We start from the raw sequence: 22,771 nt of genomic DNA on the forward strand, positions 1-22,771 counted from the left end.
CCACTCCCCCAATGGGTCGTTATCCATTATTGATTAACGGTGGAAACTCGGGATCCATGAGCGCGCAATTATCTAGCAGCTAATCCATTCATTAATCAAATAGATTAACCTTGATTAATTAAAACATAACATCAACGACCATTGATGTGAGTTCTCCCTAATAATGTTATTTTTCATTAACATATCATGTAATATTGCGATGTTAATTTGCTCTGAAGCTACGTTCCGTCGCGCGCGTACTTTGATTGATAACCCAAAGAAGACTGCGCCCAATAATCGTCGTTCCACCTAGCTTTTTTGCACATCACTTCCCCCGATTTCAACTGCTAAGTGCGACACTATCCAATATCAAGCAGCCAAAGCCAACTCCTCAAATACAATGGTTGGCTGCTTGAAGCCTAAACACTTTTTTGGTGAGCGTTAACCAGTAGAACCTTGATTGAGTGGATTACAGGTTAAATACGTTAGGATAAGGCTTGCGAAGAGTAACATCTTGAACGATTTTCGTTAGAACAGACATGCTCGACATACCTCGTTTGTTACAGGTCTCAACGAGAGAATGCGCATACGGCCCCTGAACTTCTCGCCCGCATCAGATGTCGTACCGAAGCTAATCTTACGCTGAATGACACTACCACGTATTCTCCGCTCAGCCTCGTTGTTGGTGAGTAGTATTGAGGTATCGGTTAAGAACAACCACAAGCTTTGCCTGTGAGATTGTAGCTTTTTACATCGACCTTTGTATCGCTGAACAACGATACCACTGCCTTTTTGCAGCCAGTGGTCAAAAGATTTTCGGAGTCGATTAATACGGCGAATATACTGTTCGTACTGGGTTTCTGTATTTTCCAAGCCGTGACGTATTCTAAAAACCATATTAGAGAGCAGTGTTAGCCGTTGTTCAACGAAAGCGGTATAACCGCCGCCGGTATATGTCCACTTCCCCTTAATGAGACAGTGTTAAACTAGAGTTTTCCAGTCTTGCTCACTAAATTTGCGGCGAGGTATAAGCAAAAGACCAGTCCATTATCAAATGTGACTGATCTTCATTTTTAAGTTAATTCCATCTAATTACACAACAAAACTATATTGACTTACGGTTTATAAAAATATTCATCTATATACACAACTGGCTTAGAATTTTTCAACTCATCAACAACTTGATTTTTCATTTCTTCTGTTTCTTTTTTACTTATCTTTTTTATATCATCAGATTCTATGAAAAGATCATTATTATACCGAACAAAATCATCAAACCCGTATTCTATATATTTTTTATTTATAATGGATTTTTTAAAACTAGGAGTGTTCTTAACCAAACTCTGATAAAATCTAGATTTAATTAAGTCCTTAAGTCCTTTTCTTGAGAAATTATTCTTCAGATAAATAGAATAAAAAGAAAATACTCTATTATTTATATCACCATATTTTTCTAGTTTCTTAAATGAATCACGATAAAACTCTCCTCCCATATCCTCAATACCATGCACATAATTATTCAGCATTAGATCTGCGACTTTAGAGAAATTTTTATCTATCATATATTTGTATACTTCCTTTCTATCATTTTTTTTTATTTCTCGATTATAATTAACATAATTATATAAAGGATATAAGTAACCATTTTTAGCATTAGCAATAATGTTATGTACGTAGTCATTATCATAACGTTCATCATTAATTAAATTAAGATAATATTTGGCCTTAATGTCTCCTTTTTTTTTCTTTTCTGATAATAATCTAATTGCTATTTTTTTCCACTTTTCATTACAATAATCCCTTAAATAATTCGAACAATTATCAGACTCTGGCGACAATCTTAACGCCGAATATGGGTTACCAAGTCTCGCTGAGCGTTTAAATAAATCAGCCATTATGCGGCCAGAAAATGCACTTCCTCCTGATATATTAGCTAGCCAATACATTGCATCAGGATCATTTTTCTTAACTAATTTTTCTAGTAAAGGCTTAGCGAGGTCCCAACGATTTCTTTGTATATACAAAACGGGTTGATATAAAGGATTACCAGGTTTATAGGTACTAGATGAATAATCATCATCATTCATATTCTTTGATTTGTTTTTTAAAAATACATGAATTATTTTTTGAGTGGTTAAATTTTTTGATTCATTTTCATGTGTATCATATTTACAACCAGAAATAATGAAGGTAGATATGAGTAAAACTAATATCACTCTTAACATAAATTTCATATATCCCACCATTTTCTCTTCTTAATCCAATGTTCCTTGGATACTTTATTTAACAAAAAATCTCTATCTTTTTTGATGTCAAAGTCATCATTTTTATGTTCATTCTTTATAACAATAGTTTCATTATAATTAATCATATAATCCAAATCATACTGTCCTACAATAAATTCTATCACTTGTAAGTTTGACTTTTTCTTATAAAGATTTAAATTTTTAGATAATTCATTGTGGTTAAAATATATACTGGATTTAAACGATTCGATATCAAACAAATCAAACTCTTCCAAAATATCTTTATAATAGTTTATAGACCTTCTATTTTTAACTTCATAAACTCTTTTATCAATGTCACTTCTTGTTTTTTCTATAAGTTCAATAAGCCTGTAAATATATAACCATCCTTCAAATATATTAAACCATTTTTCATATGTAATATTTGAGATTTTACCCTTACCACCTAATAGGCTTAAGGTCGTTTGGTATTGCTGACGTGCATTAATTTCATTAGCATCTGGTTTTTTGAAGATCCATTGTATAACTTTATCTGTAGCTGATAACTTCTGCATCAGTATTTGAGCGTTGTCTTTGCTTATATAATCTAGGTTTCTAATATCACATAAACAACTAAATAGGTTAGCAAGTACTTCTGGCGGGAGTTTTTGCACCCATAATTGCGTTTCCTTTTGACTATCTTTATCAATGATATTTTTTGCAAGAACATTTCCATAATCTTCTTTCAATGAATCATAATTGTAATCTTCCCACATTTTAGCGGGTAGTAGTAAAACCTCTCCAACATTCAATCCATAAAACAAAGCACTCGTGAATAGGTTATTCATTGTTCGGATTGCGATATCATTATTATTTATATAATCATTGGTATGATTATCTATAGCACTAATGTTTACAAAACCATTTTCGTAAAAAACATTAAGTATATGGTCAAATAACCTATCTATATTTAAGTAATTTAGCGCTATTGCGTATTTACCGGAGGCACCAACACCACTCACCCAGCGAGCAGCGACGATCCAATAAAGGGTGCCATTATGTAATGTTAACCTAATCTCGCCACCTAAACCAACACCATAATTCACTGTATACTTTGTTGATATTTGACCTATACGCATTTTATCATCATGTACGGTATAACCATTGAAGGATTGTTTTGGAGGACGCCAATACACTTCACCGACAAAATTGCCTCCTACTTCAACACCCGCAAACATATCAACACTTCCTTGCACATCAATAGATCCATGTTGTACTGCAGCCACTGCGGTATTGTTCTCTGTCTTTCTCTGGTAAATACTGTGCCTGTCAGTGGGTATGTAGTCATTCGTGGTGTACGCACTGCCTCTAACACCAATGTTGCCGTCTTTTCCATCGGATGGACCAATCTTAATATTTTCGGATAAAGCAATACTTGCTCCAGCAGTGGCATAGACATCAAGGCAAAGATGACAAAAGAACTCACCAACCAAGTAGGGCTGAGGTTTCGAATCCTCTCTGGTATTATAATATAGGAACGTTTCATGTCCCTTTAACTTATCACCGGGCTTTTTATACTTGTTCAATGGAAACCACGCTTCCGTTCTCATCTTTCCAGAGAACAACTCAAATGACATCTTAAATTGTCCATCATACTCTCCATAACGATTTGCGGTTATTCCTGTATAATTGACTAATGGGTCATTGATATCTTCTTTATGATTAACAGTAAAACGAAAAAATTGTACCGATGCGTCTGTGACGTACTCTGACTTAATATCACTGGGTGCGTACCCTATTTCCCAATGATAATCACTAGACCAGAACTTACTCTCAATCACCTCTTTGTCATCACATAAATTTTCAGGATTCAAAATAAACTTATCATTAAGTGTTTGAGGGAGTAACGACTGTTTATTTTTATTTGATAAACCAATGTTGATCGATTTGAGAGCTTGGTCGAGATTTCGAAAAGGGTTCTTCTCAGGCGGTAATTTTTTATTTTGGGTTTCACTAATAACGACAATACTATCTGTTATATCTTTTAAGTGACCTTTAGCTTGTTTTAAATCTTCTTTTGTTTCTGGCAGATACCATGATGGCCCACGAACCCAGCCTAACTTCCCTTCTGACATAAGGACACATTCAACCACTCGACAGTAATCGTTTCCAGGTCTTATCGCTTTTTCTTGTTTTTTCTTTGCAAAATATTCTTCGTTATCCCAGACCACTTTAAAGGTTTTGATAGACTTCAATATATCCGGTTTAATATATTGCACGTTTTTGCCTGTATTCGCTCGTTTCTCTGCTAAACTTTTCAGTCTTTCAAATCGAGTTAACGCAAGTTTTTTTATCCAAAGCATCCCGGAAAAAATTTTAGGCAGTGGTATTTTACTATAGCTTTTACCGTGGTTATTTTTTCCTAATAAATTACTGACATCACTGTTCCACTGCTCTAATGTTGCATCAATGATTTTGATTAATGCTAAACATGGATAATACGACCATAACTTTGCACCGGTTTCTTTTAACATCGTATCCAGTGCTTTTTCTTCTGTTACTTTTATTTTACCAGCAATATCTCGCTTTCCTATTTTTTGAAAGTCTTGATTAACATCTTTAAATAACTCATCGATAAGATTATCAGCATTACTGATATCTATTGGTAATCCCTTTTTATAATCATCGCTTTCCCGCCAATTAGAATAATTCTCCCTAAACTCTTTTGGCCCTTGATTTTCTTCTTTATTTCCTTCAAGCTCATCAATAGTTAAACATTGTTCAGGTAATAAAAATCCATGTTTATTTATATAATTGAGATCATTCATGTAATACTCAATTCTAGCATCGCTTACGGATATAAGATCTGTAAAATCTTTAATTAAACCACGAGAGCGTTCATGAGATAAAAATGCTAACTTATCATTGCTATAATAATTGAGTCTTCTTTTGACAATTTTTATTGTATGTTCTATTTCTTTTTCTATTTCGCTAGTATAGTGTTTAGCTTTACTGTCGTAGACATAAAAAGAACCATCATCCGACTTTTTCATTTTCGCTTTATCAATAGCTTTATTCTCAAAAGATTTAATATTTTCAGTCAAACTACGTTCTAGTGTAGTTTTTATTAATTCTTTTGCTTTTAATTGATTTTCATCAAGCGTTGACTTTCGGTCAAGACTTTTATACTGCAACTCTTCCAAGAAAATATCAAAGGTTTGTTGAAATCCTTTTTCTAGCTCCTGATCGGCAAGTTTTTGGATGAAGTTCTCTTTACCCTTGTAAGCATCAGATTCTAAAGTTTTCAATGCTAAAACTAGAAACTCATACCTCTCGCTGTCTTTATTATTTAAAAACATATCATGCGGTGAAGTATAAAAACTTGAAAAAATACCCAGTTCTTTCAGTTGTTTAAGTGTTTTACTATTATCATCTGTATCTATAGCATTAAAAAGATTACTTTGTTCTTTTTTGATTGTACTCTTCGCTAATTGCGTAATGGCATAGTAAGCTTTTTTCCCAGTTTTAGGACTTGACGGAACGTATAATATATCAGCATATTTAGGGCTATCGCACAAATCTTTACTGTTAGCACTCTTCTCTGGTATCTCAGGTAGCTTAGTCACTAATTGATAATCAAGTGGATTACTAGGCGTTTCTCCCGGAATACGGATTTCATTCCCAGCGTATATCACATCGAGATCTTTAATTTGATCAACATTTAATTTATATAAGTCATTGACGTCAACATGAAATCTATCAGCTAATAAAGATAAACAATCGCCTTTCTTAATTTTGTAATTTTTTGTGGATTCAGTCATAATATCACACCAACTCTTTGAATACTTTTGACGTTAATAGATATGGATAATTTATTTTATTATCTTTATCTTTTCCTTTCTTAAATATTGTTTTTTTATTTGAATTACTTATCCAACTTAACGAATTGAAAGGCCCTAGTATGGTATCAATATCAACTTCGTTAATATCTGCACTATTTATTGAGTCCCACATCATCACAGAATAAAATCTAAAGAAAAGTGGTGAATCATCAATCACTACATAGTGCAATGCTTGTAAATGCTCAATTAAAACTTCCTGCTCAACTGGAGTATTAGTAGAAAATAAAACACAGCTGCTATGGAATTGACTATCATCAACTAATTTAGAATCAAAATCTTTTTGGGCTGTATATTTAATAGCCACAGGCCCAACCTCATTCAAATGCTCGTAAGGCGTGCCGGCGAACAAGTGAACCAATGTCAGATCGGGTAGATACGTATACGCAAGATCTTCTATATCCGGCACACGCACTTTATCCACTACCAGCCATTGCTGGCCTTGAGGTTGCTTTAAACGACTGAATATACTCATGCTGTTTCCTCTGCGCTCGCACATGGGCAATCAGCCCTTGGACAGCTTCCGTCCGCCTGCTTTTGGCACATTTTAGCGAGTGGCGTATTGTCCATCGCCATTTGCTCTAGAGCCTCAACACTGATTAATTCAGGACTTGCAAGAGCATACAGCTCAGGATCCGCAGGCGTCAGCGATGCCACGGCACTCGGCATAACACCTTCGGCTAAATCTTTGATTTCTTTTAATGCTTTAGGAAGCAATGCCGCGAGTCCGGCGTAACCGGAGCCAGCGCCTGCGCTGCCGCCAGAGTTGATATTGATGGCTGAGCCGACCACGGTCACGCCTGAAGCGTCCATTTTAATAAAGCTACCGCCCACTTTGAGGGTCATCTCGTCCCCGCCGTTTAACACAATTTTATTGCCCGCTTTGAGGTGCACTTCACTGCCGGCATCGACAATGGTTTTGTCGGTGACTTTTTGCTGCAACGAGCCTTTCACATCCACATTGTGGTTTTTGGTAATTTTAGTGCGGCTCTCACCACGGATCGTCAAGTGACGGTTATTTTTTACTTGGCTATAACTGTCGCGGTCAACAGTGAGATGTTTGTCGTTATGAATCAGCTGCGTGTGGTCGTTTTCAACCAAACCTTGATAGTCTTTTTGTGCATACACATGAATTTGTTCGCTATCGGCTTGGTCTTCAAAACTGAGTTCGTTAAATCCTTCTCCTTGATGAGTCTCCGAGCGGATCACGGTTTTGGTTTTATTATCCGGCAAAGGATAAGGTGCTATATTGGTCGCATGATAGGTTCGGCCCGTAATAATCGGCTGATCTGGATCGCCATTTAAAAACGACACGATCACTTCATGACCAATGCGCGGGATTGCCATCATGCCATATTGAGAGCCCGCCCAACCTTGCGAGGCTCGCACCCAGCATGAGCTCTGCTCATTGGCGGCCGAGTAACGATCCCACGGGAAGTGCACCTTCACACGGCCATATTTGTCACAGAAAATTTCTTCGCCTTCAGGCCCGACTACAACGGCCATCATTGGCCCATCCACACTCGGTTTAGGCTGTGGCGTCGCCCGCCAGTTGACCGTACTCGGGATCGCGGTAAATTGGTTGGAGTAGGTAGTGGCGCCGCTACCGCCCTCTTCTTCCAGCGCTTGCGGTTGCGTACCTTGATGGGTCACGCCGACCAATACATAATCGGCATTCATCGCGTCATCCAGATGCTCTGACAAGGTAAAGCTGTATCCGGCTCGTAATGCCGCTTGATTGCTTTTACCCCGGAAGGTTTTTGCTTCACGGCGTAAATAGTCTAAACGGATTTGGTTGAAGGCTTTTCCAGACTCATCATCTTTAAATCGCCCAGGGGCATCAAAGTGCTCGTAGTCGGTCAGTTGGTAATCCATATTCTGCCCACGCGCTTGTTGGGCGAATTGATAGGTCGGCTTTTTGAAACTGTAATCTTGCAACGCGGTGCTGCTCACTTCACTACGGGTATGCGCATTGAATTGCGAGATGTACGGTTCATCATGCGCTCCACCAGCTAATGCATTGTAAGGCACCGGCTCGGCCAGTGCAGTTAAATTAGCGCTCGCATCAGTAAACACTAACGTGTGCTTGCCCTGCTCATGGGTAAAGCTATACACCAAGCCCTCTTCGGCGGCGAGACGATGTAAAAAGGCTAAATCCGTTTCACGGTACTGCACACAAAATTCTCGCTGGGCACAGTCGCGCTGCAAATTAAAGGCATAGTCATTAATACCCATTTCTTGCAAGACGGTCGAAAGTATTTCTGGGACGGTTTTGAGTTGAAAAATGCGGCTGTTTTGACGTAATGATAAACGCTCGAGTGACGGCACCAGCGTTAGCGAGTAATAGGTAAATTGATGACCAATATCGCCTTGAGTAAATTGTCGCACAATACCATTGAGTCGCTGTACCACTTCACCATTGCGAAAGAAGGTGACATCCACCGCTCTATCTACCACTTGTTGTGAAGTAATTGTCGACTGGCGGCTAGCTAGTTCAATGCGGTAGTAGAAACCATAACAAGGCTGCCCCTTGAAAACACTATCGGACAAAGATTCATGCCCTTCAAAGCGATGGACAACCAGTGTATCGTCGTCTAACCCATCGATTTTAATTGAAAAACCTAGCTTAGCCATACCAATGATTCCTATACGTTCTTAAAACAGTAAAACCTTAAGCTCAAAACACCATGCAATGTGTTGAGCTTAAGGTTCAATATTTCGCCTACCCCTTGGGGCAGGCGAATCGTTCGAAAGCGTGATGAATTACGCTTCGACAGGCTTACGCCAATCATCAGAACCTGAAGTTCCTGCGTTGATGTGATCCCAAGTAATTTTACGGTAAGACAGAGATACCGTTAGATTTTGAGTGAAATCTGATTTCGCTGGATCTTGGCAGTGTGGCATTTCACAATGAATATCAACAATCGATGCGTTTTCAAGCTTAGTGGTAAAGAAGTTTTCTTGTTTACCTTCAATTGAAGTACGGTACCATTTTAGTTCTACTGTTGACATTTTTTCGCCAGATGCCAATGCGTTATATAGCAATGGAACCGCTTTGTTTAGCGCGACAGTAAATTTAAATGGTTTGTGAGCACGTTGACCAGACGGCTGACCTGATTGAGGATCCGTTGGTACTGTTACGTTGTGATCAAATTGTTGAACCAACATTTCGTCTTCGTGACCTTCAACGAAAGAATCGCCGATTGAATCTGCGGTACATGCACCAGCAGTGATAAGACCCTGAGTTTGACCTTCAATTGAGATATAACATGGAGTTGGCATTGCAAATTCCTTTCTAAAAATGATTGATGCGCACAGCGCGCTGTCCTTATAGAAAGAGCAAGGTCGATGCCAAGATTATCACCTATAAAAATCAGTTACTTATAATTAATGATTCATTATTAAAGCAACAAGCTGCCTAATTATGAGCAAGATCTTGCTCGTTGGGCAAGTTAACGATCGTCAAGCTAGATGAAAGTGTGATCCCGCTTCAAACAGGGATTTGCCTCAATATTTCATGACAAACCCCATTGGTCTCAAACCAAAAAACGCTCGATTTACACTATAAATCGAGCGCCATTCCAGTAAAAACGGCTACCACTACACGGCCAACGTTTTACATACTCTTAATCGGTGAGTTTATAAAACACTGTCGCCAATGGCGGAAGACGTAAATGCAGGGAATTAGGTAGCCCTTGGCTCTCTACGGCTTGCGATTGTACCGATGCGTGCACCAAGTAATCGCTGCCATCGTAACGCTGATCATCAGTATTTAATATCAATTGGTAGCGGCCAATGTGTGGCACGCCTAAATGGAAGTCATCATGAGGGACTGGCGTAAAGTTAGTGATCACCAATATTCGTTGACCAGATTCACTTAAACGTTCGTGCGCTAAAATGCTCGCTTCATCCGCATCAGACAAACGCCATTCAAATCCTGCGGATTCATTATCTAACTCGTAAAGCGCAGGCTGAGCACAATAGGTATGGTTAAGATCTTTTATCAAATTTTGCATGCCTTTATGGCGTGAAAACTCTAATAAAAACCATTGTAATTGATCATCGTGATTCCACTCACCTGTTTGTGCAAATTCAGAGCCCATGAAATTCAATTTTTTGCCCGGCTGACCATACATATAACCAAAAAAGGCGCGTAAATTAGCGGTACGTTGCCATTCATCACCCGGCATTTTGTAAATAAGCGATTGTTTGCCATACACCACTTCATCATGTGATAACGACAAAATGTAGTTTTCACTGTGGGCATAAATCAACGGAAAGGTAATGGTGTTGTGATGGTAACGACGATGAATCGGATCTTCTGCCATATATTCTAAGCTGTCGTGCATCCAGCCCATATTCCATTTAAAACCAAACCCAAGGCCACCTAAGAATGTCGGCGCAGAAACACCGGGATATGCGGTCGATTCTTCAGCGATGGTCATAGCATTAGGGAAGTGGCGATACACTTCTTCATTCATCCACTTTAGCATGGCAATGGCATCGTAATTTTCTCGGCCACCGTCAATGTTGGGGATCCATTGATCGTGCTCGCGTGAATAATCGAGATACAACATAGAGGCAACCGCATCAACGCGAATACCATCAATATGAAATTGCTCAAACCAATACAGCGCATTAGAGACTAAAAAGCGACGTACATGTTCTTTACCCATATCATAAATATAGGAATTCCAATCTGGATGCCAGCCACGGCGGGGATCAGGATCATGAAAAAGCGCGGTGCCATCAAAGTTCGCAAGACCGTGGCTATCTTCAGGAAAATGCGCAGGTACCCAATCTAATACCACGCCAATATTGGCCTGATGGCAGTGATCGACAAAGTACTTAAAGTCATCGGGTGAACCAAAACGGCTGGTTGGCGCAAACAAGCCCACTGGTTGATAGCCCCAAGAGCCGTAAAAGGGGTATTCCGACACTGGCATTAACTCAACATGGGTATAGCCCATCTCGGTTAAATACGGTACGAGCTCATCAGCCAATTCACGATACGTTAAAAAACGATTGCCTTCACCACGCCGCCACGATCCCACATGTAACTCATAGAAAGAGAGTGGCAGTTTGCGCTTTTCGGTAACGGGGCGAGATTGCCAAGCATCATCTTGCCATTGATACAGTGCATGATCATAGGTCACCGATGATAACGACGGATATTGCTCAGCATGAAATCCCCACGGATCCGCTCGATGCGGCAACACTTCTCCTTGTGGGCCTTTTAGCTCAAATTTGTATTGCGTACCGTTGGGAAGATTGGGCACAAAAATGCCCCACAAACCATAATCGAGTCGCTGCATTGGGGTTCGGCGACCATCCCAATTATTAAACTCACCCACTAAGCTGCACGTCGAGGCATGTGGCGCGAAGACAAGAAAGCGGGTTCCTTGAATCATTTTGCCATCTCGATGTAGAGATACACATTGCGCCCCCATTTCATGGTACATCTTCACTGGGGTATGCAACGATTCATAGTCGACGTAAATCTCATGATATTGATAGGGATCATCTAAGATTTGTTCAGTGCCGCCCCAATCAATTGAGAGCGTGTAATGAGTAAAGCGCAGATCGCGATCCGACGTCAGCAAAAAGATCCCGTCGTTTTGCGGATCCAAACACAACGGATCTTCACCTTCGATCAATATAGAGACCTCGTCGGCACCCGGCATCCAAACACGTAATGCCCCTTGATTTTGCGGCAAAAAAGGACCTAAAACACCAAACGGATCGGCGCACTGCACTTGTTCAAGTGACTGATAAACGGATTGCGTCTTCGCTGGTTTTTTCATTATATTCAATGTCGAACAACTCCCGAATTTGCAAGGTGTAACATGTACATCGCGCAAACTTGTCTTCCATGAACACTGCGCCAACATCATCGACGCAGTGAAATATCAATACTCATACTGATGAGTATTACGGCATTCTTATGGTAACGAAGAGTGACTCACGATTGCGTGATTAACACCAGATTTCTTCGCCACCAGCACGATAAACATAGCTCATAAAGCTATAAAAATCAGTCGTTAGGCTGACTGGCTTGTCGACGGTGTTCAGTGAGCTGCTCTGCGATATGATTAACGTCTTCGCGCGCAAACATTTTCTCTAACTCTACCGATAACTTGCGACGCCAGTTGGGGTATTCATCAACAGTGCCCGGTACGTTCACAGGCTTATCCATCGCTAGCCAATCTTCTAACTGTACACTTAATAATGCAGACTGCCCAGTAGCAACATGTAACTGTAATGCATCACTTAATTGCGTGCTCATCGGCACCGATAACGCATCTAGTCCAACGTCTTGGGGCAAGCGATGATGCCCAGCAACAGAGTCTAAAATGCCCTGCTTATCACTTAACCGTTCATCAAATAAACGCTGTAACACCTGCTCATCTGGATACAAGCCAATCTCGGCCCCCATCTTCAAATCTTCGCAATGCCAAAAGCCACGCAAGGTTGGCATATCGTGCGTACATAGCGTTGCCATCGACTGGAAAGGATAATCGGCTGGCGAAATATATCCACCATCGGTTTTTGAAGTTTCAAAAAAGAAGACTTTATAGGAATGGACACCGGCATCACGCAGTAGCTCCGCCATTTCATCGGGCACAGTACCTAAGTCTTCACCAATTACGCTACATTGTTGTCGGTGTGACTCAAGCGCCAAAATGGCGAGCATGTCTTTCACTGGGTAGTGCATATATGCCCCATTGATCGCACTTTCGCCCCGAGGAATCCACCACAAACGCAGTAATCCCATAACATGATCAATACGTAAAGCGCCGCAATGCTGCATATTGCGACGTAATAATTGGATGAATAATTCATACCCTGTGGCTTGTAGTTGCTCTGGGTTAATCGGCGGCAATCCCCAATTTTGACCTAATGGGCCGAGTACATCTGGCGGAGCGCCGACACTGGCTTGCAAAACGACATTGCCATTGTCGGCCCACGTTTCAGAGCCGGAATCCGCCACACCAACCGCAAGATCGCGATAAATACCCATCGGCATGCCGAGTTCTAACGCCAATTGCTGAGCGATATTCATTTGCTCATCGGCAATCCACTGTAAGTACATGTACATTTCAACATCATCGGGATGTTGCGCGGTATACTCAGCAACCGCCGCATTGTCATAACGGCGAAACTCGTCAGGAAACGCTGGCCAGCCCCAAATATGATCATGCTCACAAGCCAAAGCCGCGTGCAGGGCATCAAAGACGGCTTGCTGGCGTAAGCTTGCTCCACCTTCTTCAATAAACTGGTAAAACTGTTGAGCTCTATCGCTGTTGTATGCTAAATGCTGCAGTTGAAATTGTTGGTATAAGAGAGCAAAAGCTTGGCGCTTTAGCGCCGCCACTTGCGAATAATCAACCCAATCGGTATCACGCGCTTGCTGCTTCTGCTGTTGAAACTCAGCGCCATTCACGAGCTGTTGAAGGGCATGACTGGCTGAAAATTCAGGCACGGCTTCCACATCAATATAGAAAATATTTAACCAGCGACGCGACGATGGACTATACGGGCTCGCCGCTTCTGGATTGGCAGGAAACAACGCGTGAATCGGGTTTAACCCAACAAAGTCGCCACCACGTTTGGCAATATCACGGATTAAGTGCTGTAAGTCACCAAAATCGCCCATGCCCCAATTGTGCGCACTTTTTAAAGTATACAACTGGACACTCGGCCCCCATAGTTTCTTCCCTTGCGTTAATTCGGGCTGTTTATAACACTGTGATGGGGCGTTGATAACCCGCATAGCATAGCTTGCCGATGCGTCCAGATGAGTCAAAGTCAATTCGTGATAACCAAGCTCGACTTCAACAGGCACCGTCACGTTTATCAGTTCACTTGCTGGCTCCTCAAGGCTGATAAGCTCACTTAATGCGCCTTGATGCTGCTCGCCTTGCTCGGTGGTGAGCTGCCATGACCAATCATCCACAGCTGAGTCATTGGGAAGGTTGACAGGAAATATGATCGGCTCGCCTTGACGATATACGCGTACACTAGGGACGACATCGGTGGTTTGCCGCTTGGCGACACTCGCTAGTAGCGCATCATCACTGCTAGTATCGTAACCGAGCGCGGCCAATAATGATTCAATCACTCCTGGTGACACTTCGGTATGCTCACCGCGTGCGCTGATATAATGATCGGCAATCGGAATAGACTCGGAAACACTTTGTAGTGTTGTCTTATTGATCATCGTCTGGAAAGCCTCCCAGCTTGACGTTGAATGCGTATTGTAAACCATAAATATGGGGCAAAAAGTGAGTATTCACTTTGCCCCACTCTACTAGCGCTTAACAGGTTTTAATTTCCAGATACGGTTAACGTAATCGCGGATACTACGGTCTGAACTGAATTTCCCCATGAGCGCGGTATTTAAAATGGCTTTTTTCGCCCAGACTTGAATATCGCGATAATCATGGTCAATCGCTTCTTGTGCTTGCACGTAAGAAGCAAAATCGGCTAACACCAAGTAAGGGTCTCCCCCATTCAATAAGCTTTCATAGGTAGCTCTAAGCTTACCGGGTTCGCCGGGGGTAAAGGTTTCACCAGCTAGTAAATCTAACGATGCTTTGAGTAGCGGGTCGGCTTGATAACAATCGTATGGGTTATACCCATTCGCACGTAATTCATCTACCCCATCCACATCAAGACCAAAGATGTAAATATTATCATCGCCGACTTCCTCGCGAATTTCGACATTCGCCCCATCCATGGTACCCACGGTTAATGCACCATTGAGTGCCAGTTTCATATTCCCAGTACCAGAAGCTTCTTTACCCGCCGTGGAGATTTGTTCAGACACATCCGCCGCAGGGATAACGATTTCAGCGATACTCACGCGATAATCCGGAATAAACACCACTTTCAGCTTATCGTTGATTTGCGGATCGGCGTTAACGGTTTCCGCAATCTTATTAATGGCGTAAATGATTTCTTTTGCTAAGTAGTAGCCTGGCGCCGCTTTTGCGCCAAAGAAGAAGACACGTGGATGCATATCAAAACTGTCATCGGTTTTTAAACGATGATACAAAGAAAGCATATAAAGCATATTCAAATGCTGACGTTTATATTCATGCAACCGCTTAATCTGTACATCAAAGATCGCATCAGGGTTGAGTTCAATTCCCATGTGCTCTTGTACCCAGTCAGCCAAGCGTTGTTTATTGGCTTTTTTCACCGCCATAAACTGCTCTTGAAACTCGCTGTCGTCAGCGTAATCGGCAATTTTTTCAAGCTGCTCAAGATGCGCAGGCCATTCGTCACCAATTTTTTCAGAAATCAGGTTGGATAAATCTGGATTACAAAACTTCAACCACCGGCGCGGTGTGATGCCATTGGTCACATTGGTAAGGCGATCTGGATAAAGTTCATGGAAGTCAGGAAATAAATGCCGTTTCACTAGATCAGAGTGCAGTGCTGCGACCCCATTAACCGCATACGCCCCGACGACACATAAGTTCGCCATACGCACCATACGGTGGAATCCTTCTTGAATCACGGATAATTTTTGTTGTTTAGATACATCGCCTGGCCACTTCGCACTGACTTCAAGTAAGAAGCGCCGGTTGATTTCATAGATAATTTCCATATGGCGAGGCAGTAAGCGTTGGATCAAGCTTTCATCCCATGATTCTAGCGCTTCGGGCAATAACGTATGGTTGGTATAAGCAAACGTGCGACTACAGATACCCCATGCTTGATCCCAAGGCATTGCCTGCTCGTCCATTAAAATACGCATCAGTTCGGGAATCGCAATTGTTGGGTGCGTATCATTAAGTTGGATTGTCTCATAATCAGGCAGTTCATCGAGCGAGAAGCCCGCGGCTTTATGACGACGTAAAATATCTCCCATAGAGGCCGCACTATGAAAGTATTGCTGCATTAAACGGAGGGTTTTGCCTTTTTCATGGTTATCGTTAGGGTATAACACCTTGGTAATGTTATCGGCATCAATCAACGCATGTTGCGCTTCAAAGTAATTACCGTTATTGAAGCTTTCTAAAGAGAAGGGAGCAATCGCACGTGCTTCCCATAAACGCAGTGGGTACACGGTGTTATTTTCATATCCGACAATCGGCAGATCCCATGGCATGGCTTGCACTTTCATCCCTGGTACCCAAGTACGACGTTCCTCGCCATCAATGTATTCCACATCAACATGACCATAAAAACCGATGTCTTGCTTGAGTTCTGGACGAGCGACTTCCCACGGGTATCCTTCGATCCCTTGCCACGCATCTGGCGCTTCTTTCTGTTGGCAATCTTTGAAAGATTGTTTGAATAAACCATATTCGTAATGCAAACCATACCCAACTGTGGGGTATTCCATCGCGGCACACGAGTCCATAAAACACGCGGCAAGACGCCCTAAACCGCCATTGCCCAATGATGGGTCACGCTCTTCTTCAAGCAAATCGGTCAGGCTATGACCTAGTTCTTGCATCGCATCATTGATTTCATCATAAAGGCCTAAACTAATCAGGTTGTTACCCGTTAAACGGCCAATCAAAAACTCCAAAGATAAATAGTTGACGCTTTTCGCTTTAATGACTCTTTCATCCTGCTCGGTTTCAAGCAGGTTAAGCATTGTCATCTCGGCCATGGCTTTCGCCATTGCTAAATACCATACATGAGGAGACGCACTCTCCACCGTTGTAGCGTACGTCACATTCAAATGACGCTTCACATTATCTTGAAATAACTTCTTGTCAAACGGGTGGGTCTGGGTCGGTTTCATCGAGAGTTCTCACTTATTGTCATCCATCTAAAGGTCGCGTGCTAAACCTTACTGACAAGCGCCGTATCGTTGAAAACCAATCGTGGCGTATCTGGGGGTGTAGCACACATCCTGTCACTACTGTGTGGTAATCCAAATACATTCTCGCTAATCAAATCAATATGATAAACGTGCATTAATCACACTACATAATAGTCCTTTATAAACAGTAGTTGCGCTTTTGGCGAGGCCAATAATAATTACGATTATTTGTGTTCAATATGAATCATAGATCACATTCGTGTTCATGTTAGCGTGGTGAATTACATGTCGTTTCGCCACCTAGGGGCATTTTCTAGCAAATAAGGGGATAATTAATGTGAGAGCTTTCACAGATACCGTAACTCAATAATGAGGTCATAGGTATCGAACACATAACCAGGATAAAACGGTCTATTGGGGGGAGATAATCGACGCTGGGAGAAAGCAAGAGAGGGATTGTTATTAAGGACGTCGCAGAAGGTATGCTCTCCATTCAATCGTGACCAACAAAGGGCCTGATACACGATAGCGATGGCCATAATGAGATAACATCATCGCTACCTCATTACGCTAGATATATCGCTTAGAATGGTTTAGGGGCAAATCCAGTCATGGCTTCTAAACGCAGTGCTTTACCTTCTTTGGTCATAGGATGCACAACAACCAGGCCTTTCACTGATTTTTTTAGTTTGCCTAAATCTGCCTGCTCGGCTTTGGTTAATTCACGCGAGAACGGCATGTCGTTTAGAGAACGACGTTTTTTATCTACATCGTACTGAAGCTTACTTTTCACTTGGTGTTGTTGCTTTTCAAGTTCTGCAATTTCATTAGTAAAACGAGTGATCAATTCTTGATCGCCGCGCTGACGAGCCGTATCCAGCTTTTTGCGACGCGTCTCGAGGCGGTTGTTAAGGTTTTGAAGTTCGGTATTTAAACTCATGAGGCTCTCGGCTCTGTCTAGAAAATAAGGGCGGCAGTATAACACCCATAAAGAAAAAGGCACTCTAAAGAGTGCCTTTTTATAAAAATCAATCCAGCGGTGTTTGCTAAATCAATGCCATCGTGGCGAGCTCTAACCCAAGCACTGAGCTAATACCCATCACGACAATCAAAGAAACCTTGAAAACCGATTTTGACCACGCCACATAATCATTATTTTGAATTGGGCGGAAGGTTACGCGTGTCCACATAAAGCATACTGCACCAGCTACGACTAAATATTCGTAGCCAGCCTCGCCAAAGTAATACAACGCAAAAGCAACAAGGTTAAAAGCAACCACGTAAGCCATCATATGTTTGCGAGCTTTCTCTATGCCAGAAACCACGGGTAGCACAGGGATATTGGCACTGCGGTAGTCTTCCATTCGAAACATCGCAATTGCATAAGAATGCGGCATTTGCCATAGACAGAACAAAACGAACAACAACAATGCTTCTACGTTTATGTAATTGGTCACAGCCACATACCCAACAAGCGGTGGAACTGCGCCAGAAATACTTCCCACCAAGGTGCCATAAACCGATGAGCGTTTATACCACATGGTGTAGAAGAACACGTAAAAAACAAAACCCAATAGTACAACCACGGCAGACAACGGGTTAATCTCCCGATAAATCAGGCCCGTACCCGCTAGTAACAGTACTAGAGCAAAGACAAAAGCACGATCACTATCGACTTCGCCTTTGACCAATAACCGATCGCGAGTGCGCTGCATTTTGGCATCAATATCTCTATCAAAGATATTATTCACAACACAGCCAGATGCAATGACCATCGCCACGCTCAACAGAGTACACATCAGCTTGTAAGCACTGAAGGCTTCTGATTGAGCAGCGAGGAAGAACCCCGCTGCTACTGAGATGAGATTACCAATGATAATCCCTGGCTTGGTTATAGAGAGATAACCTTTAAGCATACAAAAAGCCTACATTGCCATGTTGATATTGAGGTTCCACATAATCCAGATAGAACCACCAATCACGATGAACACAACAATTGCTGAGAACATCAAAGAGACAAAGTTCCAGCGCCCTTCTTCAGTCTTAATCTCCATATGTAGGAAATAGATGAAGTGGACGATAACCTGAATAATGGCACACGCAAACATGATGATGTACGTTGTGGTCTCTGGCAGGCTTTGAGTCGCAACAAAATAAAATGGCACGATGGTCAACACCAACGCCATGATAAATCCAACAACGTAGCCCTTCACACTAGATTCGGCGTGTTGATTACTCATTGCATCACCCCTACTAAATAAACGAATGTGAAGACACAAACCCAAACAATATCAAGGAAGTGCCAGAATAGACTCAAGCAGTTAAAACGCGTTTCCATGGTTTCTGTTAAGCCTTTAGTGCTAAGTTGGATAAGACCAACCGCTAGCCAAATCAGACCGCAGGTCACGTGGATACCGTGAGTCGCCACTAACGCAAAGAATGCAGACAAGAACGCACTGCGATCCGGCCCGTACCCTTCAACAATTAGGTGATGGAACTCATAAATCTCCATGCCAATGAAGCCAGCGCCTAGTAGGAAAGTCACAACCATCCATAACTTAAGTGCGCCAATTTGCTTTTTCTTCATGGCAATAATGCCGAAACCAAACGTAATACTACTGACTAGTAGCAACATGGTTTCAACGAAGACAAATGGTAGTTCAAAAATATCTTTACCAGAAACGCCACCAGCGGTGCCTTTTTCTAGCACTGCATAAGTTGCAAACAAGGTTGCAAACAAAATACAGTCACTCATCAGGTAAATCCAAAAGCCAAACAGCTTATTGCCACCTGCATCGTGGTGATCGTGGGCATGCTCATTAGCGTGCATGGTTCACCTCCCCATCTTTTGCTTTCTGCGCCGCTTGTGCCGCACGGACACGTTCACGGTGCGCTTCTTCAATTGCTTTTACTTCTTCTACTTCTACATAGTAATCAACGTCATCGTTGAAGCTATGCCAAATTGAAGTCGCAATCACACCGACGATACCAATGATGGCTAGCCACCAGATGTACCAGATCATGCCGAAACCAAAGATAAGAGAGAACAGCGACACATACATACCTGTTGGGGTATTTTTTGGCATGTGAATACGCTCGTATTCTACTTCTTTTTCGATGTCATGTTCGCCACGCTGTTTTTGGTACCAGAATGCGTCGATTTCATCCGCTTTTGGAATTACAGCAAAGTTGTAGAATGGCGGTGGAGATGGAATTGACCACTCAAGAGTACGTCCGTCCCATGCATCACCCGTTACATCTAAATTATCTTCACGATCACGGTAGCTCACGTAGAACTGTGTGAATTGGCAAATAATACCAACCGCAACGAGCGCCGTACCAAACGCGGCAACGGCCAAGAATGGGAAGAACTCTGGGTTAATATCTTGGCTGATACGACGAGTCATACCCATAAAGCCAAGCGCGTAAAGTGGCAAGAATGCCAAGATGAAACCAATCAACCAGAACCAGTACGCACGTTTACCCCAAGTTTCGTTCAGTTTGAAACCAGTGACTTTCGGGAACCAGTAAGTGATTGCAGCAAAACAACCAAATACCACACCACCAATAATAACGTTATGGAAGTGAGCAATTAGGAATACTGAGTTATGTAGGACGAAGTCTGCGCCAGGGACAGCCATTAGTACGCCTGTCATACCACCGATACTGAATGAAATCAGGAAGCCGATGGTCCACATCATAGGTGTGGTAAACGTGATGCGCCCTTTGTACATGGTAAACAACCAGTTGAAGATTTTAACCCCGGTAGGAATTGAAATAATCATGGTCGCAATACCAAAGAAGGCATTCACATTCGCGCCGCCCCCCATCGTAAAGAAGTGGTGAAGCCATACAACAAACGCTAGCACAGTAATGACGATAGTCGCCCATACTAATGATGTATAACCAAACAGTTTCTTACGTGAGAAGGTTGCAGTAACTTCTGAGTACACACCGAATAAAGGCAGAATTAGGATATACACCTCAGGGTGACCCCATGCCCAAATCAAGTTAATGTACATCATCATGTTCCCACCCATATCATTGGTGAAGAAGTGGAAACCTAAGTAGCGATCCAATGTTAACAATGCAATTGTCACTGTTAGAATTGGGAATGAGATGATGATTAGAATGTTTGCACACAGTGACGCCCAAGTGAATACAGGCATTTTCATCATCGGCATGCTTGGAGCACGCATACGAAGAATCGTCACAAAGAAGTTCACACCGGTCAACGTCGTACCCACACCGGAGATTTGCAATGCCCAGATCCAGTAATCGACACCAACTCCTGGGCTCGCTTTAATCCCAGATAACGGTGGGTATGCAAGCCAACCAGTACGACCAAACTCACCCAAACCTAGCGACATGTTTGTTAGAATAACACCAACAACAAATAACCAGAATGACAAGTTGTTCAAGTACGGGAAAGCAACATCTCGTGCACCAATTTGCAGTGGCACAACCACGTTCATCAAACCGATAACTAACGGCATTGCTACGAAGAAAATCATGATCACGCCGTGCGCGGTAAAGATTTGGTCGTAGTGATGTGGTGGGAGATAGCCCGCTTCACCAGCCGCAGATAAAGCCTGCTGGCTTCGCATCATGACGGCATCCGTAAATCCCCGCACTAGCATAACCATAGCGACGGCGATGTACATGAAGCCTAATTTTTTATGGTCTACTGATGTAAACCATTCATTCCATAGGTACTGCCATTTGCCAGCTTTTGTTACCAAGCCAACAACGGTTGCACCGACAATAGCAATGATTGCCATTGTTACCACGATGATAGGCTCGTGATATGGAATCGAATCTAAAGTTAACCTTCCAAACATCTCAATTACCCTTTATGTTCAGTCGTATCAGCATGTTCAGAATCATGCATTTCAGTATCCATATGCATAGATTCTGAAGAGTGTGATTTCTCGAACTGCTCTCTCATGGAATGCATCTGACCCATAGTGTTTCCAGGATGCTGCAATACTACATCATTAAACAGACCTTTCGGCACTGATGAGAAGTAAGTAACAGGATCGTTTTCACTTGGCGCCGCAAGTTTGCGGTAATCAGAAAAGTCATGAATAGATTTATCAGACGCTTTAACTTTCGCGACCCATTCTTTGAAGCTTGCTTGGTCCGGCAGAGCCTTCGCTTTAAACTTCATGTGAGAGAAACCATGGCCACTGTAGCTTGCACCAATACCTCGATATTCACCCGGCTCATCCGCAATCAGGTGCAATCGAGTCACCATGCCTGGCATCGCGTATAGCTGACTTCCTAAACTTGGGATAAAGAAGGAGTTCATGATGTTGTCAGCGACTAGCTTAAACTTAACCGGTGTCTTTTGAGGGAAAGCGACGTAGTTAACCGTTGCAATTTTCTGATCCGGATAGATAAATAGCCATTTCCAATCCAAAGCAACCACTTGGATAGTCATTGTTTCCTGACCGTCTTTGGCGATTGGTTTAGAAGGTTCTAAGTGGTGAGATGACCGCCAAGTTATTGTTGCGAGAATCGCAATGATAACAATAGGTACGATCCAAACGACCAACTCTATTTTGGTAGAGTGTGACCACTCAGGTGCATACTCTTCTTGCTTTGTATTATTGGCCCGATACTTGTAGGCGAAATAAATCGTCATCAGTATCACTGGAATGACAACAATCAGCATAAGAACAAGAGCAGTAAGAATCAGCTCTTTTTCTTGAACACCGACATTGCCTTTCGGATCAAGTAATACAAACTTACATCCCGAAAGAGCGAGGGCTAACATAAGTATCCCTGCCTTCGATATGATGCTTTTATATCTTGAGGCTTCCATTGACTTTCTCGACTGTTTTATTTGCAAATTCCAAAAACTAAAGTGAGCACTTTAG

14 protein-coding genes and 1 pseudogene are annotated in these 22,771 nt (G+C 42.1%); all 15 read right to left on the reverse strand.

Going from position 1 to position 22,771, the window contains the following annotated elements:
• Positions 1–448: 448 nt before the first annotated feature.
• A pseudogene (locus OCU30_RS17185) lies at positions 449–933 on the reverse strand (IS66 family transposase); the annotation flags it as partial.
• Between the two features lie 161 nt (positions 934–1,094).
• Positions 1,095–2,213 (reverse strand): hypothetical protein, encoded by a 1,119-nt coding sequence (locus OCU30_RS17190; protein ID WP_139343488.1) that lies wholly within the window; start codon positions 2,211–2,213, stop codon positions 1,095–1,097.
• Complete coding sequence (locus tag OCU30_RS17195) at positions 2,210–6,025, reverse strand: LysM peptidoglycan-binding domain-containing protein (RefSeq protein WP_077314748.1); 3,816 nt, start codon at positions 6,023–6,025, stop codon at positions 2,210–2,212. The genes OCU30_RS17190 and OCU30_RS17195 overlap by 4 nt, the downstream gene beginning before the upstream one ends.
• 4 nt (positions 6,026–6,029) lie before the next feature.
• Positions 6,030–6,578: a DUF4123 domain-containing protein gene (locus OCU30_RS17200; protein WP_159439140.1), complete on the reverse strand. Its 549-nt coding sequence runs from the start codon at positions 6,576–6,578 to the stop codon at positions 6,030–6,032.
• A complete protein-coding gene (locus tag OCU30_RS17205) occupies positions 6,575–8,737 on the reverse strand; it encodes a type VI secretion system Vgr family protein (RefSeq protein ID WP_077314746.1) in 2,163 nt (720 codons plus the stop codon). The genes OCU30_RS17200 and OCU30_RS17205 overlap by 4 nt, the downstream gene beginning before the upstream one ends.
• Positions 8,738–8,866: 129 nt before the next feature.
• Positions 8,867–9,385: a type VI secretion system effector Hcp-2 gene (gene hcp-2 / locus OCU30_RS17210; protein WP_077314745.1), complete on the reverse strand. Its 519-nt coding sequence runs from the start codon at positions 9,383–9,385 to the stop codon at positions 8,867–8,869.
• Between the two features lie 344 nt (positions 9,386–9,729).
• Entirely contained in the window at positions 9,730–11,916 is a 2,187-nt protein-coding gene (gene glgB, locus OCU30_RS17215; protein WP_205408811.1) for a 1,4-alpha-glucan branching protein GlgB, read from the reverse strand.
• A 221-nt stretch (positions 11,917–12,137) separates the two neighbouring features.
• Entirely contained in the window at positions 12,138–14,324 is a 2,187-nt protein-coding gene (malQ, locus tag OCU30_RS17220; protein ID WP_077314743.1) for a 4-alpha-glucanotransferase, read from the reverse strand.
• Positions 14,325–14,414: 90 nt separating this feature from the next.
• Positions 14,415–16,868, reverse strand: coding sequence for a glycogen/starch/alpha-glucan phosphorylase (locus tag OCU30_RS17225; RefSeq protein ID WP_077314742.1), 2,454 nt, complete (start codon positions 16,866–16,868; stop codon positions 14,415–14,417).
• Positions 16,869–17,472: 604 nt separating this feature from the next.
• Entirely contained in the window at positions 17,473–17,829 is a 357-nt protein-coding gene (locus OCU30_RS17230) for a YibL family ribosome-associated protein (RefSeq protein WP_077314741.1), read from the reverse strand.
• Positions 17,830–17,935: 106 nt separating this feature from the next.
• Positions 17,936–18,805 carry a heme o synthase gene (gene cyoE / locus OCU30_RS17235; protein ID WP_077314740.1) on the reverse strand — a complete coding sequence of 290 codons (870 nt, stop codon included), beginning with the start codon at positions 18,803–18,805 and terminating at the stop codon, positions 17,936–17,938.
• Between the two features lie 9 nt (positions 18,806–18,814).
• Positions 18,815–19,129: a cytochrome o ubiquinol oxidase subunit IV gene (gene cyoD, locus OCU30_RS17240; protein WP_077314739.1), complete on the reverse strand. Its 315-nt coding sequence runs from the start codon at positions 19,127–19,129 to the stop codon at positions 18,815–18,817.
• Entirely contained in the window at positions 19,126–19,719 is a 594-nt protein-coding gene (cyoC, locus tag OCU30_RS17245; protein ID WP_077314738.1) for a cytochrome o ubiquinol oxidase subunit III, read from the reverse strand. The genes cyoD and cyoC overlap by 4 nt, the downstream gene beginning before the upstream one ends.
• Positions 19,709–21,730, reverse strand: coding sequence for a cytochrome o ubiquinol oxidase subunit I (gene cyoB / locus OCU30_RS17250; RefSeq protein WP_077314737.1), 2,022 nt, complete (start codon positions 21,728–21,730; stop codon positions 19,709–19,711). Before cyoB ends, cyoC begins: the two co-directional genes overlap by 11 nt.
• A gap of 5 nt (positions 21,731–21,735) precedes the next feature.
• Positions 21,736–22,716 carry a ubiquinol oxidase subunit II gene (gene cyoA, locus OCU30_RS17255; RefSeq protein ID WP_077314736.1) on the reverse strand — a complete coding sequence of 327 codons (981 nt, stop codon included), beginning with the start codon at positions 22,714–22,716 and terminating at the stop codon, positions 21,736–21,738.
• Positions 22,717–22,771 lie beyond the last annotated feature (55 nt).

The organism is Vibrio palustris, assembly GCF_024346995.1.
Taxonomy (GTDB): domain Bacteria; phylum Pseudomonadota; class Gammaproteobacteria; order Enterobacterales; family Vibrionaceae; genus Vibrio; species Vibrio palustris.